This is a genomic window from Nocardioides albidus (assembly GCF_006335005.1).
Lineage (GTDB): Bacteria > Actinomycetota > Actinomycetes > Propionibacteriales > Nocardioidaceae > Nocardioides > Nocardioides albidus.
In genome coordinates, this window is record NZ_VDMP01000018.1 from 35,611 (window position 1) to 52,005 (window position 16,395).

A 16,395-nucleotide genomic window follows, 5' to 3' on the forward strand; every position below is an offset into this window, starting at 1 on the left:
GCCTGTCCCTGCAGGCGCGCCGCCTGCTGGTGCCGTCCCTGCCGAACGCCAGCACCCTGGTGACCCGGCGGACCACCGACTGGCTGCGCGAGGCGCTGCCCCCGAAGTCGACCGGCCTGCCCGAGCGGCTCTACGTCACTCGCGGAAGCCGGCCGAACACCCGCCGGATGGTGCATGACGACGCGGTCTTCGAGACCCTGCGCCGGCGTGGCTTCGTCAGGATCGACCCCGGTGCGCTGAGCGTGCAGGAGCAGATCGATCACTTCGCCTCGGCACGGGTCGTGGTCGCACCACACGGCGCCGCACTCGTGAACCTCAGCTTCTGCCGGCCCGGGGTGCGCGTGCTGGAGCTCTTCGCGCCGGGCTATCTCAACGGCGGCTACTGGTCGATCACGTCCAACATCGACGAGAGCCGTTACCGCTACGTGATCGGGGACGCGGCGCGGTCCCACGAGCGCAACGACGGCCTGATGGACGACATCGACGTGTCGCCCGACCGGGTCGACCGGGCGTTGGACCAGCTGCTGGCCGACTGAGCCGAGGCACCGACGACTGCGCCGGTGCGGATGATCGGGCCGCGCCGAGCGGTCAGGCGACCTCGGTGTTGTCGGTCGCGGGGGCGTACCGGTCCTCGAGCGAGGCGACGCTGCGGGACCGGCTGTTGCGCTCGATCATCGCCATCACCTCGCTGTAGGTCATGGACTCCTTGAGGTGCGCGACGATCAGCACCGTCGACAGGAGGATGGTGAAGTCGAGTCGGAGCCGGTAGCCGTCGAGCACGGCGTGGCAGTAGGCCCCTTCGACACGCAGTCGCTCGGAGTCGGAGAGCGCATCGCGGCCGACGAGCTGGGCGGGACCGGTCAGTCCGGCTGGCGTGAGGAAGCGGTCGCCGGCGTAGGCGTACTCGTCGAGCAGCGCGTTCATCACGTTGGTCGGCAGGGGCCGGTTCCCGACGATGCTCATCTTGCCGCTGAGCACGTGGAAGAGCTGGGGGATCTCGGTCAGGCCGCAGCGCTCCAGCAGCCGCCCCGCCTTGGTGTAGAGCGGCGAGTTCGGCGCGATGTTGAGGAAGCGCGTGCTCGTCACGGGCACGGTGTCCCGGTTGACCAGCTTGTCGGCGTTCTTGACCATCGTGCGGAACTTGACGACCTTGGTCGGCTCGCCGCTGTCGACGAGGCGGTTCGACCGGTAGAACACCGGCCGTCCCGAGCTCAGCAGGATCAGAAGGGCACCGGCCATGACGGCCGGTAGCCAGGCGATCGCAGCCAGGCTGACCACGACGACGTCGAACACCCGCTTGATGTGCATCCGTTACTCCCCGTGATCCGTAACCGGTTGCGCGCTCGTGTGCGCCCCCCAGCGCAATGGCAGCTCAGCCTTTCGAGAGGCCCAACGACCGAAGAGCGAAAGAGATACTCCTCACGACCAGCCAAATTCTTGAATCTGCACCAACAGCGCGCCGAGCCCTGGGAGCGAGCTCCGGAGCGACGGCGAGACGGGCCAATCCGTCGTACGACGCGTGCAGCCGGTGCCACGGGCGACCCCCGCGCGCGGGGCGCAGACGACCGGGATAGAGGACGGCGAGGGTGCCGCCGTGCCGGCGGACGCGCTGGTCGAGCAGGTCCTCGACCAGGCACTTCCACCCGCCGTAGTAGCGGCGGTCCGCGCCGGGCGCGAGGGCGATCACGCTCGAGATCAGCACCACCTCGACCTCACGGCCGCACCCCAGCACCTCGTCGACGTACGCGAGGTCGCGGTGGACGGCGGCCAGGTCGGCGTCGAAGTCGACGCCTCGCCCGGCGGACGGATCGGCCGGGTGCACGGGGCCGAGGGCCGCGACCACGAGCCGCACCGGACCCTCGCCGAGAGTCCGGACACGGTCGGTGAGCGCACCCGCGGACGCGTCGACCACGTCGTCGGGATCGAGTCCGGTCGCGGCGACCACCGCCGGGACGTCGTCGGCGTGGCGCGCCACCGCGAGGACCGTGGTGGCGCTGCGGTCGGCGACCACGGCCTGTCCCAGCCGGGTCAGGGGCCCGAGGACGACGGTCGCGCTCATCGGCTGCTGCGGCGCAGGATCGCCTCGAACCTGTCGGCGCATCCCGCCAGCGCGAACTCCTGCTCGGCCAGGTCGCGCGAGGCCTCGCCCAGCTCCTCGCGCATCTCTGCGTCGGTCAGCACCGTCGCGACCCACGCGGCGGCCGCCGGCAGCGACTGCGCGTCGGGAGCGACGACCGTCCCGCCGGCCTTCTGGATGAGGGAGGCGGCGAGGTTCTCGCCCGGCATCAAGCCCAGCACCGGCCGGCCGGCGCACAGGTAGGACAGCGTCTTGGACGGCACCGAGAACGCACCGGCCAGCTTGTCCAGCAGGACGACGAGGACGTCGCCGCTGCCGAGCACCTCGGAGAGCCGCTCGTAGGGCTGGAACGGCAACAGGGTCACGGGGACGTCGCGCCGCTCGGCCTCCGCGCGGATGACCTCGACCGCGGGGCCCTCGTTGACCACCACCAGGCGCACGGGGCGGCCGGCGTCGATCACCTTGCGGGCGAGTCCGACGAGCAGGGTGGGGTCGTGCTTGAGCCCGAGGGTGCCCGAGTAGAGGAGGGTGGCGGTGTCGTCGAGCTCGTGCTCGATCGCCCAGTCGTTCTTGCGGGCCACCGGGACGATCTCATCGAGAGGAGCCCAGTTGGGGATCACCGTGACCTTGTCGGCCGTCCCCCAGTCCTCGTGCACGGGGACGAACGACGGCGCGATCACCACGATCGCCGCGGCCCGGCGCGAGACCCACCGCTCCGCGACGCTGAAGGCGGTCGCGACGTGGCGGAACATCCCGCCGAGCTTGTCGCCCGCGAACGACCGCACCGCGACGGCGTAGACGTCCTGGTGCCACAGCACCCACGGGCGGCGCAGCAGGAGCATTCCGAGCGCGAACACCACGAGCGTCGGGATCTGCGCGTTCGACAGCATCGCCGTCTGCGCACGGGTACGGCGGACCTGGGCCAGCAGCTGCCAGCCGACGAGCGCCTCCACCAGGACCCGGCGGACGAACCGGTCCTTGGCGATCGGGTCGGTCGGGCCGACCGGGGCGAAGGCCAGGGTCTCGCCCGGCTCGGCCGTGAGGTGGCCCTTGCCGGAGACCCAGCCCGGGCAGAAGGAGTGGGTCACCGAGTGCCCGCGCCGGGCGAGCTCACGGCTGAGCTCGACCTGGAACGGGTGCCCGGAGTAGTCGTGGACGAGGATGCGCACGTCGCGGTCGGACTGCTCAGCCCTGGGCGCGCTTGACCTGGTCGTAGACCCAGGCGTAGGTCTTGGCGAGGCCGTCGGCGAGGCTGATCGAGGGCTCCCAGTCGAAGACCTCCTTGATCATCGAGTTGTCGGAGTTGCGGCCGCGCACGCCCTGCGGGGCGGAGAGGTCGTACTTCCGCTCGCACTTGATGCCGGCGATCTCCTCGACGATCGAGTAGAGCCCGTTGATCGAGACGAGCTCGGCGGAGCCCAGGTTGATGGGCTCCTCCAGGTCGCTGGCCAGGATCATCTGCGAGCCCTGGACGCAGTCGTCGATGTACATGAAGGACCGGGTCTGCTCGCCGTCCCCCCAGATCTCGAGCTCGTGCCGGCCGGAGATGACCGCCTCGGCGATCTTGCGGCACACCGCGGCCGGGGCCTTCTCGCGGCCACCGGTCCACGTGCCTTCGGGGCCGTAGACGTTGTGGTAGCGCGCCACGCGGGTGGTGAGGCCGAAGTCCTCGCGGAAGTGGCGGGCCATCCGCTCGCTGAAGAGCTTCTCCCAGCCGTATCCGTCCTCCGGCAGCGCCGGGTAGGCGTCGGACTCCTTGAGCGCGGTGACGGTCGGGTCGGTCTGCTTGTCGGCGGCGTACACGCAGGCCGACGAGGAGTAGAAGTAGCGCTCGACGTCGTGCTTCTGCGCGGCCTGCAGCATGTGGGTGCTGGTCAGCACGGTGAGCATGCACAGCGCCTTGTTGTTCTCGATGAAGCCCATGCCGCCCATGTCGGCGGCGAGCATGTAGACCTCGCGCGCGCCGGCCGTGGCCTGGTCCGCGGCGTCGAGGAGGGAGAGGTCGGCTTGGACGTTCTCGGCGTCCGGGTGCACCTGGTACCACTCATCCTGCGGCTTCACGTCGACCACGCGCACGGTCTTGCCCTGCGCCAGCAGGTCGGCCGCGAGATGGCCGCCGATGAACCCTCCGCCACCGGCAACCAGTACATCGACCTGGCGAACAGACATCTCTCTCCCTCTCCTTGGTGTTCAGCCCCCCAGCTGCATGCGTGGCTCAACGACCCAGGAATGAACAGGTCACGGGAGGTCAGGCCCGGTCACCCTCGCTTTCGAGGACGTCCAGGAGCAGCGAGGCGACGAGTTCCTGCTCCTCGGGATAGGGGTGATACGCGGTCGCGTCGCTGCGCACGGGGGAGGCGCCGGCGATCCACGGGTCCGCGGAGCAGATGTCGTGACCGGCGCTGGCCGACCACACGTCCACGAACTCGGCGCCGGACTTGCGCGCCGCGCCGGAGACCGCGACGTCGAGCGCTCGGAGGAAGTCGTGGGCGAGAGGGACGTCGCCCTCCGCCAACGGGAGCTGGGCGCACCTCCCGGACTGCGGGAACACCTGGGGGTAGCCGATCAGCACGACGCGGGCGTCGGGCGCCCGCTTCCGCACGGCGCCCACCACCTTGGTCAGCCGGCTCCGGATCTTCGCGACGTTGCTCTTCCCCGACGGGTCGCTCTCGGACAGGTCGGTGCACGGGGCGCCGGTCGGGTCCTGTTGCGCGGCCACCACGCAGTTGACGACGAGGGCCCCGAAGAGATTGAAGTCGTTGCCTCCGAGCCCGATCGTCACCAGGTCGGTGTCCTCGCCGACCGCCTCGATCTGGGGCGGCACGTCCTCGCCCTCGGCGACCTGCTGTGGTCGGGTGATGTTCTCGGTGCTGGCGCCGCCGCAGCTGACATCGGTCAGCTCCAGGGACAGCCGCTCGGCGACCCGGCGGGGGTAGTTTGTCAGCGACCGGAAGCATCCTCGCGATTCCGGATCGGTCTCGCCGGTGAGGAACGCGGCGGTGTAGGAGTCGCCGAGCGCGACGTACTCGTCGCCCGCCTGGAGGCGGGGCGGGGGACCGTCGGCCTCCGGCGCGCGGTCCTCGCACGCGGTCGACGCGGCGATGCACAGCGCCAGAGCCAGCGCCGCGGCCCCACGGATGGTCGGCATGCGGCCTGACGTCCGGAGTTCCACGTGCGCCATGGTACGAGGGGCCGTGAGCCCGCCCCGCCGTAGGATTCGACCCTTGAAGTCGGTGCTTGCCCCCGAACTCGCCCGGATGATGGTCGACGCCGACCGTGAGGACCTCGACCGACTGCTCAACGGTCGCTGACGCCCGCCCGTCACCCGTCGACGAGCAGGCCCACCAGCTCGCGCCAGCGTTCGGCGGCAGCACGCCGCCGCCGGTCGAAGCCGTCGGCCACGGCCCGGCGCCGCTCCGCGCGGTCGTCGTCGGTCAGCGGGGCGACCGCCTCGACCGCGGTGGCGACGGCGTCCGTGAAGTCCCCTCCGATCGGCAGGACCACACCCGGGCGGTCGACGATCCCGCCGACACAGCCGACGTCGTAGGCCAGCGTCGGGACGCCCGCCCGCGCCGCCTCGAGGACGACGAGCGGCTCGGCCTCGAGATCGTAGGAGCTCGGGAACAGGAACAGGTCGAGGCCCACCAGGAACGTCTCCACGCGGTGCCGCTCGACGGCGCCGAGCCAGGTGAACCGGTCGCCGAGCTCGGCGGCGGCGAGCGCGAGGAGTCGCTCGGCGTCGGGATCGGTCGCGGGTCCGGCGACGACGAGCTCGACGTCCGATCCGCGGGCCCGGGCGGCCAGCGCCGCGTCGACGACATCGGCGAGCCCCTTGGCCCGGCTCAGGTTGCTCAGGTGCCCCAGCACCACCCGGGCGGGCGGGGTGGCCGGACCCGGCATCACGCGCGCCGGCTCCATGTGGCCGGCGTTGGAGCACACGACCACCCGGCGGGCCGCGGGATAGGTCTGTTGCAGCGCCTCCCGCATGGGCTCGCCGAGGACGACGTGCAGGAGCCGTGCTCCGCCGCAGCGCACCACCAGGGCCATCGCGGGCGTGCGCGCACGCAGGGGACCGGTGTTGTGGTGGTGGAAGACGAGCTCTCCGCCGCCGAGCCTCCCGACGGCCAGCACGACCGCCTGGAACCACAGCAGCTCGCCGCCGGCGCCTCCGACATAGATCGCGGGTCGTCGCCGCGACGCCACGAGCAGCGCCAGGCGGGCGAGGCCGACCAGCATGCGGGCCGCACGACACCACGCCGGTCCGCGGTCGTTGGTGTCGATGACGATCACCTCGCCCCGGGCCTCGCGGACCGCCGTACGCATCCGCTCGGTGACCAGGGCCGCGCCGTGCACGGGCGGAGGGAGGGGACCGGTCAGCACGACCGACCCGCGGCGCCGCGTCATCGGTCGGCGCGGAGGAAGAGCCCGTCGGCCTGCAGGACGTGTCCGTCCGGGCCGGCGAACCCGGGGACCAGGCCGACGAGCTCGTAGCCGTCGGCGTAGAGCAGGGAGACCGCCTCGTCGACGAGCATCCCGCCCTCGTAGAGCGAGGTGAAGGACAGCTCGAGCTGGACCACGGAGCTGAGCTCGAGGCAGCGTCGCGCTCCGGCCATCACCTCGCGCTCGAAGCCCTGCGCGTCGATCTTGAACAGCGCACGCGTGTCGGGGCGCAGGTGTGCTGCCGCGACGTCGTCGAGCCGGCGGACCGCAACGGTGCGGGTCTCCTCGAAGGTGACGTGGGGCGCCGCCTGCCGGTGGCGGTCGTCGGGCGGCAGCAGTGAGCTGCTGTCGCTGTTGGAGGCCACGTGGATCACCGCCTCCCCCTCGACCTCGCCCACGGCGCAGTTCTCCACGTGCCAGTGGGGGTCGTCGGCCGCCCTGGACCGCAGCTTGTCGAACGCGTCGCCGAGCGGCTCGACCGACAGGATCGTCCCGGTGTAGCCGAAGTGGCGCAGTTCGGCCCCGTAGGCGCCGCTCGCGCCGCCGACGTCGAGCACGAGGTCGACGCCCGCGGTCCGCAGTACCCGCTGCCGACGGACCGCCGGGTGGCGGGTGACCACGAAGCCGCGGTCGGCGAGCACACGGATCGCTGCGCTGACGAGTCTGTTGGTCACGATGTTGCCTGAGCTCCTCGTTCGCGTGCTGTTGCGGGCCGGGCATCGCTGGCGATCCCGTGGCGAGGCCCGGGCCGCCTGGTCCATGCCCTAGCGTTGCACCTGACCCCGCCAGCAGCGTCAACGACCCAGGACGGTGCACGTTCCGTCCTGCCGATCCGACCAGGAGCTTCGTTTGCCGGTCACCGTTCTCGTCGATCCCGACCACGCCGGTCATCACTTCCAGGCCGTGGCGAACGTCGGCGCCGTCGCCCGTCGCTCCGGTCCGGTCGTCCTGCTCACCTCCGTCGGTGCGTCGAGGACGCCGTCGTTCGGGACCTTCCTCGCCGGCGGCGACGTCGAGGTCCGGGAGGTCTTCGCCGAGCGACAGGTGCCGACCGAGACCATGATCGAGGAGATCGTGCGGGTGTGCCGGTCCGAGGACGTCGCCACGGTCGTGCTGATGGACGCCGACCAGGCGCTGAAGCGCTGGTGGCTGAAGGCCCCCCGGGCGTTCGGCGACGTCCGCCGACCACGGGTCGTGTTCATGCTCACGCGCTACCCCGCCCGCGCCCGGATCACGGATCCGTGGCTGTGGCGGCTCAAGGCGCCCAAGGCGCTCCTGGTCGCGATCTCCCGCGCCAACCGATCCGTGGACCGGGTCGCCGGCTTCGCCGGTCGTGACGACATGTCGGCCGGCTGGCTGGTCAAGCGGACCCGCGACCCGGACCTCTGCAGCGCCCACGCGGCGGACAGTGACGCCCTCCGCGCGCGCCATGGACTGCCGCTCGACCGCCAGCTGGTGGGGATCTTCGGAGTCCTCAGCGAGCGCCGCAACATCCCGCTGATCTGGGAGGCGATGCAGCGGTCCGGCGCCGAGGCCGACCTCCTCCTCGCCGGGGCCCAGGACCCCGACGTCCGCGCCTGGGTCGACGCCACGGCCAGGGAGCACCCGGGGCGGCTTCACTGCTTCGACGACTTCCTGCCCAACGAGACGATCGACGAGCTCGTCGCAGCCTGCGACGTCGCCCCCATCGCCCTGACCAACAACGGCCCCAGCGGGATCATGGGCAAGGCCATCGCCGCCGGAGTGCCGGTGGTCACGGCCGGATCGGTCGTCCGGGCCCGCGAGATCGAGGCGTCCGGCTGCGGCCTCACGGCCGACCTCACCGCCGAGAGCCTGGGCACCGCGATCCGCGCGGCGCTCGAGCGCCGGACGCCGTGGGAGAACAGACTGCCCCCGGCGACCGCGGAGGAGTTCGCGAGGAACCTGCTCGGAGTCGACGAGAACGGCCTGCTTCCCCAGTGACCACGACCGGCGTCCGTCGTTGGACCGGACGTCTCGCGAGGGGTCGCGCAGGCAGCACCTTTCTATCCCCCTGAGGAAGGAACCACCATGCACCGCCTGGTCCGCGCGACCGTCCGCCCCGTCGTGCTCGCCGTCAACACGCCGGTGGCGCGACGACGAACCAACCGTCTGGTCGCCGAGTCCGGCGCGTCCATCAAGCTGGAGATCGGTGGACTCGAGCCGCGTCCCGGTTGGCTGGTCACCAACGTCAGCGCGGTCACCAGGAACTACCTCGACGCCAGCACCCGCTGGCCGCTCGCCGACGGCCAGGCCGCGCTGGTGTACGCCGACAACGTGATCGAGCACCTGACCTTGGACCAGGGACGCCGGCTCATGCGTGAGGCCTTCCGGTGCCTCGAGCCCGGCGGCGTCATCCGGCTGGTCACGCCCGACCTGCGCAAGCACATCGACGCCTATCTCGACGGGTCGGCCGCCGTCGACGGCGACCTGGCCGCGGCGTACCGGGAGATCGGTGTGCGGATCGAGCATGCCGTCGATCTGGTCCGCACGCCGGTCGAGAACTTCCTCCACCACCTCGGCTACGTGTACGACGCCGACGCGTTGGGTGCGGAGCTGCGGGCGGCCGGTTTCACCGAGGTCCGCGAGTGCCCGGTCGGTCGCAGCGACGTTCCGGAGCTGGGCGGCATCGACCGGCGGACGGACGAGGGCCCGGCGCAGATGGCGTTCGAGGCCGTCCGCCCCGGGACGGGGACCCGATGACCGAGCAGGGGCCGGGCTTCGATCCGGTCATCGCGGCCCAGGCGTCGAGCCATGGGGAGGGGCATGACTACGTGGCCGGCTCGCCCCATCTGCGGCACGCGACCCTGCGCGACATGGTCGAGCGACGCCTGCAGACCGTCGTCTCCGAGATCATCGGCCGCAAGGGCGGCTGCCGGGCGCTCGAGATCGGCGGCGGACATGGCACCTTCAGCTCCTACCTGGCCGACGCCGGCGCGTCGTTGACGGTGACGGAGGCGAGTCCTGCGAGCGCAGCGGTCCTGCGGCGCATCCTCGCCGACCGACCCGATGCCGAGGTGCGGCTCGACGACACCGGCGAGCGGATCCTCGAGTCGGGTGAGACGTGGGATCTCGTCGTCATGACCGCGGTCCTGCACCACATCCCCGACTACGTGGGCTATCTGAACCGTCTGGTCGACCTCATCGCCGAGGACGGCGCGCTGTTCACGGCACAGGACCCGCTCTACTACCCGCGACTGTCCCCCCTGCACCACCGCGCGCAGCGGGCGACGTACCTGGCGTGGCGACTGTTCCAGGGCAACTACGCGCGGGGGCTGGCCACGCGCATGCGCCGCGTCACCGGGACGTACTCCGACACCGAGGAGTCCGACCTCGTCGAGTACCACGTCGTTCGCGACGGTGTGGACGAGCAGGCCATCGTCACCGCGATGAGCGACCACTTCGAGACGGTCGACGTCTTCACCTACTGGTCGACCCAGGCGCCGATCTTCCAGCGTCTCGGTGAGCGCATGGCGCTGCGCTCCGAGTTCGGCATCGAGGCTCGCGGCCGCCGGCGCTCCTGACGGGCGTCGTCGCGCAGATCATCCCTCGCGCACGAACAGGTAGTTGAGCCCCTCGATGTGGTAGAGCGTGTAGCCGTGGCGGCGCAGCAGTCGGGTGGACGCCAGGACCGCCGTGATGCGGTGGTCGTCGAACTCGACACACAGGCAGCGCGGTCTCACGCCCTCCTCCAACATCACCCGCAGCACGGCGTGCTCGGCCCCTTCGATGTCCAGCTTGAGGACGTCCGGTACGACGCCGACCCGCGCGACGAGGTCCTTCGGGCCGACCACCGGGAAGGTGTCGGTGCCCTGGACGCCGACGCTGGCGGTCGTGGCGTTGCCGATCATCCATGACTCGTCGAACGTCGCGTCCTGCGCGAACTCGACCTCGCCGGTGGTGGTCCACAGTCCCACGGGAAGGACCTCGAGGCGATCCGCGAAGTCCGCGAGGTACGCCCGGGCCGCGGGGGTGGGATCGACGGTGACGACGCGGTAGCCGAGACGGTCGAGTTCGAGGTCGAACGACACGTCCGTGCCGGCGCCCACGCAGACGGCGACGGCACCGGGCCGGATGTCCGGGATCCACCATCCGCCGTAGAAGGTGCCGAAGCGCACCATCGTCGGCGGTCGCAGTGGTCGCAGGACACCCTCGAGGAGGAAGATCTTGAGCTTCGTCGTCGCCTTGAACCAGAACGTCGTCATGACCGGCCCTCCGCCCGCAGAGCGGCGGTGCGCCACTCGAGCTGCTCGTGAACGTTGCGCGCCCATCCGGGCGACGAGATGCGTGCGCTGAGCCGGCGACTGATGGCGGACATCGCGGCGAGGTCGTCGGCGGGCTGCGCCGACATCCGCGCCATCGCTGTGGCGAGTGCCCCGGCGTCGGCCCGCGGCACCACCCAGCCGTTCTGGCCGTCCTGCACGAAGAACGGCGCGGCACCGACGAAGTACGTCGAGATGATCGGCAGCCCGCTGAGGGCGCCCTCGTGGAGAACGACCCCGTAGGGCTCCTCCCGCGAGGGGACCACGAGGCAGGACGCGCGACCCATCAGCTCGGCCACGGCCGGGGGCTGGAGGAAGCCGTGGAGGGTGACGCGGGGAAGCCCGCTGAACGCGTTCTCGAGGGGGCCGATCCCCACCACGTCGAGGTCCCAGGGGTCGTCGGTCTGCTCGCGGTAGCGCGCGTACGCCTCGGCGAGGATGTCGGCGCCCTTGTGGTGGACCAGGCGCAGGCAGGCCACGAACCTGCGGCGGGCCGCGATGTCGTCGGCCGCGACCGGGTCGGCTCCGAAAAGGTCGGAGTCCGCGGACAGCGATCCTCGGATCACCTCTCCCTCGCCGAAGCCCAGGCGGCGCGCGAAGAACTCCGTGCGGTCGCTCGGCACCATGACGCAGTCGAAGAGCGACCTCACCCAGACCGGCGCGACGGCGCGCCCCAGCCATTGCTTGGGGCGGTTGCGCCACACGTTGTCCATCCACAGCACGCGCAGGGTGCCCGCGGGCAGGCCTTTCAGGACCTGCCGGTAGTAGGGCAGGTGCCAGGAGTGGACGAGGACGGCGTCGGGGGCGAAGGCCTCGACGGCCGCCGTCAGGTCGGCGGGGTCGGGCCGGCCCTCGTAGATGAAGGTCTTCGCGTACTCGTGGAGCCGGTCGTCGAAGGCCGTGTCGGGGGTGGCCCGCGGGGCGGCGATCAGCAGGTCCACGCCGCGCGCGGCGAGATGCCGACTGGCGGCCTCGTTGAAACCGGTCCAGCCCATCGCCAGGACGGCCACCCGGAGCGGGCCGGTTCGCCGTTCAGCCATGGCCGGGCGTCGTCGCGTCGGCGAGCGCCGCCCCGTCGACGCGGCGCAACCAGAGCGAGGAGGGCGGGTTGGGGTCGTCGGCGACCCGGACGTAGTCCGAGAAGCGCCCTGTCAGGAACGCCTCGTCGTGATGGCGCACCAGCGGGGTGGACAGCTCCACCCGGAACGAGGAGTTGAAGGCCAGGAACGTCTGGACCGTCATCGCCTCGTTCCAGTACACCGGCCATCTCTCGCCGAACATCCAGAAGTCCGCGGGATAGGGGGTGTTGAAGGGGAACGGGACGTCGTGGATGTGCACGATCACCCCCGGTCGCAGGCGCGGCAGCACCTCGAGCAGGAGGAACGCCACGTCGGAGTCGATCTTGAAGGTGTGGGAGGAGTCGATGAACAGCACGTCCCCGGCCTCGAGCTCGGTGAACCGGTCCAGGGGGACGTTCTGGACGAAGTCCTGGATCAGCTCGATCCCGTCGATCGTCCGCAGCGCGTCGTACGGATAGGGCTCGACGCAGCTGACCTGCAGCGGGTGCCCCTCCTCGGCGTTCGCCGCGGCCGCGAGGCTGGCGTAGTAGGTGGAGAGGCCGGAGCCGACCTCGAGGTAGCGGCGCGGCTTCTCCTCGCGCAGCGTGTAGTAGAGCGTCCGCGCGTCGAAGAGCGGGTAGCCCGGCCCGAAGCCGCGCTGCTGGTTGTCGGCCCAGCTGCCGGCCCGGCGGCGGTAGTCGTCCTCCCAGCGGTCGGCCAGGGCGGCCAGTCGGTCGCGCAGCGCGGCCACATCGACGTCGAGACCGACCAGGTCGCTGGGGCGGTCCCAGCGGTCGCGCGTCTCCTGGAGCTCCTCGAGCACCGGAAGCACCGAGTAGTAGTCGTCGCGCTTGACGATGTTGTAGCCGCAGGCGGCGGCGAGCCTGCGGGTCAGGCGGACCCGGCCGCGGCGCCACCGGAAGACCAGGCGGTCGAGCAGCTCGACCAGGAACGACGGCAGGAAGCGGGCGGCCCTCTGCTTGGGGCTGGTCATGACGTCAACCCGCCGTCGACGACGATCACCTGTCCGGTGAGATAGGAGTTGCGCGGATCGACGAGGAACTGGACCACGCGCGCGATGTCGGCGGGCTCACCCAGACGGCCGGCGGGCGTGCGGCGCACGATCTGCTGGAGCTGGTCCTCGTCGAGCCCGTGGCTCATCTCGGTGCGGAGGTAGCCGGGCGCGATGCTGTTCACGGTGATGCCGCGTGAGCCGAGCTCTCGGGCGAGCGCGCGGGTCAGGCCGTCCAGGGCCGCCTTGGTGGCGCTGTAGACCGTCAGCCCGCGATAGCCCGAGATGCCCACGATCGAGGAGATGTTCACGATCGCCCCGGACCGGCGTGCGAGCATCCGCCGGCTGACCAGGCGCGTCACGTAGAGCGTGCCCTTGAGGTTGAGGTCGATGACGGTGTCGAGGTCCTCGTCGCTCATCATGCCGAGGATGCCGTCACGCGCGACGCCGGCGTTGTTGACGAGGACGTCGATGCGCCCCCATCGCTCGATGACCGCGTCGACGAACCGCTTGGCGTCGTCGGCGTCGGCGAGATCGGCCGGCACGAACAGGAACCGGTCGGGCGCCTCGCTCGCCCACTCCTCCACGGCCGGGGTCGCGGAGCGCGAGCACGTCGCAACCCTGCTCCCGTCGTCGAGGAACTCGCGCACGATGCCCGCGCCGAGTCCTCTGCTGCCACCGGTGACGACCACGACACGCGGGTCGTTCTGCTCGCTCATCCTCTGCCTTCCTGGGGGATATCCCTGCGAACGATCTTGCTTCCGCGGACGGGGATCTCGTCGACGAAACGGATGCTGCGCGGTCGTGCCGCCCCGGCGAGGTCGGCACACGCCTCGCCGATCGCCGCCTTGACCCGGGCCGGGTCGGCGCCGGGCGCCGGCACCACGTCGACCGCGACGATGTTTCCGGTCAAGGCACTGGGTCGGCCCCAGACGCGGGCGACGGCGACGCCGGGGACGGAGCTGACCCGCTCCTCGATCGGGAGCGGATGCACCTTGGTCCCACCGACGTTGATGATGTCGCTGGACCGGCCACGGAACTCGACCCGGTCGCCGACGAGCTCGACAAGGTCGCCGGTCGCGCGCCAGCCGTCGGGGTCCTCGACCGGCGGGTCGCCGTGGTAGCCGAGCATGCCCACGCGAGAGCGGACCCACAGCTCGCCGTCGACGATCCGCATCGCGACATCGGCGTCGTCGCCGCGCTCGAGGACGCTGCGGGACAGGCCGGCCCGTCGGTCCTTGACCGAGCCGCTGGAGCCGAACTCGGAGGCGGCGTACACCTGCGAGATGGCCGCGTCGGGAAAGGTCCGCTCGAGCTGGGCGAGGAGCGGACCCGGCACCGCCTCGCCGCCCAGGGTGATCTGGCGCAGGCTCGGTGCGGGAGCGCCGTCGGCGGCCAGCTCGGTGAGCAGGAAGCGCCAGTACGTCGGTGTGGCGCTCGCGTGAGTGACGCCGAGCTCGCGCATCGCGCGCAGGCCGGCGCGGGGCGTCCGCGGGGCAGGGGCGACGAGCGTCGCCCGGGCGGCGGCGACATGGAGCAGCACCTGCAGGCCGGCGAACTGGTGCAGGCCGTAGGCCAGCAGCCAGCGCTCGTGAGGGGTCTCCCGGACCCGGTGCACGCCCCGGACCAGTCGGGACCAGTCGTGGCGCACGCCGCGCGGGGCGCCGGTGGTGCCGGTGGTGAGGATCAGGTGTGGGCGGGCGTCGGCCGCTGGGGACGACTGCGCGCCTGCGGCGCCGGGGACGGTCGGCCAGACCGTGTGGTCGAGGACCTCGGCGTCGCCGGCGTCGAGGTCGGGGTCGGCGCTCAGCACGACGGTGTGGTCGAACCGGGCGGCGAGCTCGGCCACCGACTCGGGCTCGGCCGGAGGGAACTGGCACAGCTCGACGCCGCAGGCGGACGCGGCGGCGAGCAGCGCGATGACCCGCGCCGCGTCGCCGTCGAAGGTCGCGAAGCGCCGCAGCCCGCGGGAGGTCAGCTCGGCGGCGTAGCCCTCGGCTCGCGCGAGAAGCTCGCCGTAGGAGACGACCTGCTCGTGGATGACCACCGCTGCGCGGTCGGGGCCTTCCTCGGCGGCGCGACGAAGCAGCTCGATCACGCCTCCGCTGCCCCTTCCGGGCTCCGCTTGGCGACACGTCGCGCCGGGTTGCCGAGGACCACGGTGTCCGGGGGCACGTCGGACAGGACGACGGAGTTGGCGCCGACCATCGCGTTCCTGCCGACGGTCACGCCACCGACGACGACGGCGTTCGCGCCGAGCACGACATCGTCCTCGATGGTGGGGAACTCCTGCTCCCGGCCGTGCGCGTCGTCGTAGTACTTGGCCGCCAGCACCACGCCGCCGGCGAAGGTGACGTTGCTGCCGATCCGCGCGCCGTAGCCCATCGTGACGCCGACCGGATGCATGAGTCGCAGGCCCGGGCCGATCTCCATCCCCGCTCCGAAGTCGGCGCCGATCAGGACGTTGCCGAGGGTGCGCAGCCCCTCGGCCGCACGCATCCGTCCGGACCGGGCCAGGCACTGCTGAGCGCGCACGATGATCGACGCGAGCGCCCCGGGCACGAACGGCAGGCGGAGCAGCACGTGCAGCCAGCCGGGTCGGGTGCCGGGCCGCAGGGCGGCGACATCGCTGAACACCAGCTGCGAGAAGCCGAGCGTTACGGCCCCGTCCGTCGTCGGCCCGGGCGCGGCGGCGCGGCTCATCCGGCCCTCCGGGCCGAGAAGATCCCGTAGCCGAGTGTCTTGTCGTCCCACAGGCCTTCCAGGATGGCCAGTGAGCGGACGAAGACGTCGAGCTCGTCGGCGCCGATCAGGTCGACCACGGCGTCGTGGTGCCGCTCGGCGTTCGCGCGCCAAGCGGCGAAGGTCGGCCGGGTCTCGGCCGAGATGTCGGTCTCGACGTCGACCGTCAGGCCGTGCCGGGCGGCGTGCTCGGCGTACGCGGACAGCGGATCCATGCGTGCGGCGCCGAAGGCCGCGCGCAGCACGGCGAACTCCTCGCGGCGCTCGCGCAGCTCGAGGAACCCGATCTCGCGGCGCCGGATGATGTCGCAGAGCACGAGCCGTCCGCCCGGGGCGAGCACGCGGGCGGCCTCGCGGATCAGCGCCTCGCGATCGGGCATCAGGTGCGACGCCTCGAGCACCCAGACGCGATCGAATGAGGCGTCGGGGAGCCCGGTGTCGGTGCCGTCCCGCTGCTCGAAGCGGCCCGACAGGTCCAGTGCGGCGAAGCGACCGCGCGCGGTGTCGACGCCGACCGCGCTGGTGGTGATGCCGAGCAGGTCGACGTCGTGCTCGGCCACGAGCCGGCTCGCCGGCCCGCCGGAGCCGCAGCCCACGTCGAGCACCCGCAGGCCGGGGGCCAGGTCGGCATGCTCGATCATCAGCGAGGTGAGGCGGTCGCTGGCCGTCGCGACCGGCTCGGCCGGATCTTCGAAGTATCCGTAGTGCAGGTCGTCGCCCATGAGGAGGGCCCACGCCCGGGTGACGCGGTCGTAGTGGGCGGCGGGGTCGTAGTCAGCCATCCCG

At 71.7% G+C, this 16,395-nt stretch carries 18 protein-coding genes; 4 read left to right on the forward strand and 14 right to left on the reverse strand.

Features of this window, described 5'->3' with window-relative positions:
- Positions 1-536: glycosyltransferase family 61 protein (locus FHP29_RS21555; RefSeq protein ID WP_158296471.1), on the forward strand; the 536-nt coding region annotated here is incomplete at its 5' end.
- A 52-nt stretch (positions 537-588) separates the two neighbouring features.
- Here FHP29_RS21555 and FHP29_RS05255 read toward each other — a convergent pair.
- From FHP29_RS05255 to FHP29_RS05285, 7 genes are all read right to left on the reverse strand, one after another.
- Complete coding sequence (locus FHP29_RS05255) at positions 589-1,308, reverse strand: sugar transferase (RefSeq protein WP_139621801.1); 720 nt, start codon at positions 1,306-1,308, stop codon at positions 589-591.
- 64 nt (positions 1,309-1,372) lie between these two features.
- The gene (locus tag FHP29_RS05260; protein WP_139621802.1) at positions 1,373-2,059 is read right to left on the reverse strand and encodes a hypothetical protein; all 687 of its coding nucleotides are present in this window, start codon (positions 2,057-2,059) and stop codon (positions 1,373-1,375) included.
- Positions 2,056-3,246: a glycosyltransferase family 4 protein gene (locus FHP29_RS05265; RefSeq protein ID WP_139621803.1), complete on the reverse strand. Its 1,191-nt coding sequence runs from the start codon at positions 3,244-3,246 to the stop codon at positions 2,056-2,058. Before FHP29_RS05265 ends, FHP29_RS05260 begins: the two co-directional genes overlap by 4 nt.
- A 16-nt stretch (positions 3,247-3,262) precedes the next feature.
- Positions 3,263-4,246 (reverse strand): NAD-dependent epimerase/dehydratase family protein, encoded by a 984-nt coding sequence (locus FHP29_RS05270; protein ID WP_139621804.1) that lies wholly within the window; start codon positions 4,244-4,246, stop codon positions 3,263-3,265.
- Positions 4,247-4,325: 79 nt separating this feature from the next.
- Complete coding sequence (locus tag FHP29_RS05275; protein ID WP_158296472.1) at positions 4,326-5,225, reverse strand: SGNH/GDSL hydrolase family protein; 900 nt, start codon at positions 5,223-5,225, stop codon at positions 4,326-4,328.
- A gap of 173 nt (positions 5,226-5,398) precedes the next feature.
- A complete protein-coding gene (locus tag FHP29_RS05280) occupies positions 5,399-6,481 on the reverse strand; it encodes a glycosyltransferase family 4 protein (protein WP_139621806.1) in 1,083 nt (360 codons plus the stop codon).
- On the reverse strand, positions 6,478-7,191 hold the full coding sequence (locus FHP29_RS05285; protein ID WP_158296473.1) for an FkbM family methyltransferase: 714 nt from the start codon (positions 7,189-7,191) through the stop codon (positions 6,478-6,480). The genes FHP29_RS05280 and FHP29_RS05285 overlap by 4 nt, the downstream gene beginning before the upstream one ends.
- A 175-nt stretch (positions 7,192-7,366) precedes the next feature.
- On the opposite strand from FHP29_RS05285, the gene FHP29_RS05290 reads away from it, so the two are divergent.
- The 3 genes from FHP29_RS05290 (at position 7,367) to FHP29_RS05300 (ending at position 10,059) form a co-directional block, all read left to right on the forward strand.
- Positions 7,367-8,479, forward strand: coding sequence for a glycosyltransferase family protein (locus FHP29_RS05290; protein WP_139621808.1), 1,113 nt, complete (start codon positions 7,367-7,369; stop codon positions 8,477-8,479).
- Positions 8,480-8,566: 87 nt separating this feature from the next.
- Positions 8,567-9,238, forward strand: a complete 672-nt coding sequence (locus FHP29_RS05295) for a class I SAM-dependent methyltransferase (protein ID WP_139621809.1) — start codon at positions 8,567-8,569, stop codon at positions 9,236-9,238.
- A complete protein-coding gene (locus FHP29_RS05300) occupies positions 9,235-10,059 on the forward strand; it encodes a class I SAM-dependent methyltransferase (RefSeq protein ID WP_139621810.1) in 825 nt (274 codons plus the stop codon). The genes FHP29_RS05295 and FHP29_RS05300 overlap by 4 nt, the downstream gene beginning before the upstream one ends.
- Before the next feature lie 18 nt (positions 10,060-10,077).
- Here the strand turns inward: FHP29_RS05300 and FHP29_RS05305 are convergent, their stop codons facing one another.
- The 7 genes from FHP29_RS05305 to FHP29_RS05335 are packed head-to-tail and all read right to left on the reverse strand — an operon-like array spanning position 10,078 to position 16,391.
- Positions 10,078-10,740, reverse strand: coding sequence for a class I SAM-dependent methyltransferase (locus FHP29_RS05305; RefSeq protein ID WP_139621811.1), 663 nt, complete (start codon positions 10,738-10,740; stop codon positions 10,078-10,080).
- On the reverse strand, positions 10,737-11,837 hold the full coding sequence (locus FHP29_RS05310; RefSeq protein ID WP_139621812.1) for a glycosyltransferase family 4 protein: 1,101 nt from the start codon (positions 11,835-11,837) through the stop codon (positions 10,737-10,739). Before FHP29_RS05310 ends, FHP29_RS05305 begins: the two co-directional genes overlap by 4 nt.
- Positions 11,830-12,849 (reverse strand): class I SAM-dependent methyltransferase, encoded by a 1,020-nt coding sequence (locus tag FHP29_RS05315; protein ID WP_139621813.1) that lies wholly within the window; start codon positions 12,847-12,849, stop codon positions 11,830-11,832. Before FHP29_RS05315 ends, FHP29_RS05310 begins: the two co-directional genes overlap by 8 nt.
- Positions 12,846-13,586, reverse strand: coding sequence for a 3-oxoacyl-ACP reductase FabG (fabG, locus tag FHP29_RS05320; protein ID WP_139621814.1), 741 nt, complete (start codon positions 13,584-13,586; stop codon positions 12,846-12,848). The genes FHP29_RS05315 and fabG overlap by 4 nt, the downstream gene beginning before the upstream one ends.
- The gene (locus FHP29_RS05325) at positions 13,583-14,965 is read right to left on the reverse strand and encodes a class I adenylate-forming enzyme family protein (protein WP_139621815.1); all 1,383 of its coding nucleotides are present in this window, start codon (positions 14,963-14,965) and stop codon (positions 13,583-13,585) included. Before FHP29_RS05325 ends, fabG begins: the two co-directional genes overlap by 4 nt.
- Positions 14,962-15,570: a DapH/DapD/GlmU-related protein gene (locus FHP29_RS05330; RefSeq protein ID WP_139621816.1), complete on the reverse strand. Its 609-nt coding sequence runs from the start codon at positions 15,568-15,570 to the stop codon at positions 14,962-14,964. The genes FHP29_RS05325 and FHP29_RS05330 overlap by 4 nt, the downstream gene beginning before the upstream one ends.
- A complete protein-coding gene (locus tag FHP29_RS05335; RefSeq protein WP_139621817.1) occupies positions 15,567-16,391 on the reverse strand; it encodes an SAM-dependent methyltransferase in 825 nt (274 codons plus the stop codon). The genes FHP29_RS05330 and FHP29_RS05335 overlap by 4 nt, the downstream gene beginning before the upstream one ends.
- Between the last annotated feature and the right edge of the window lie 4 nt (positions 16,392-16,395).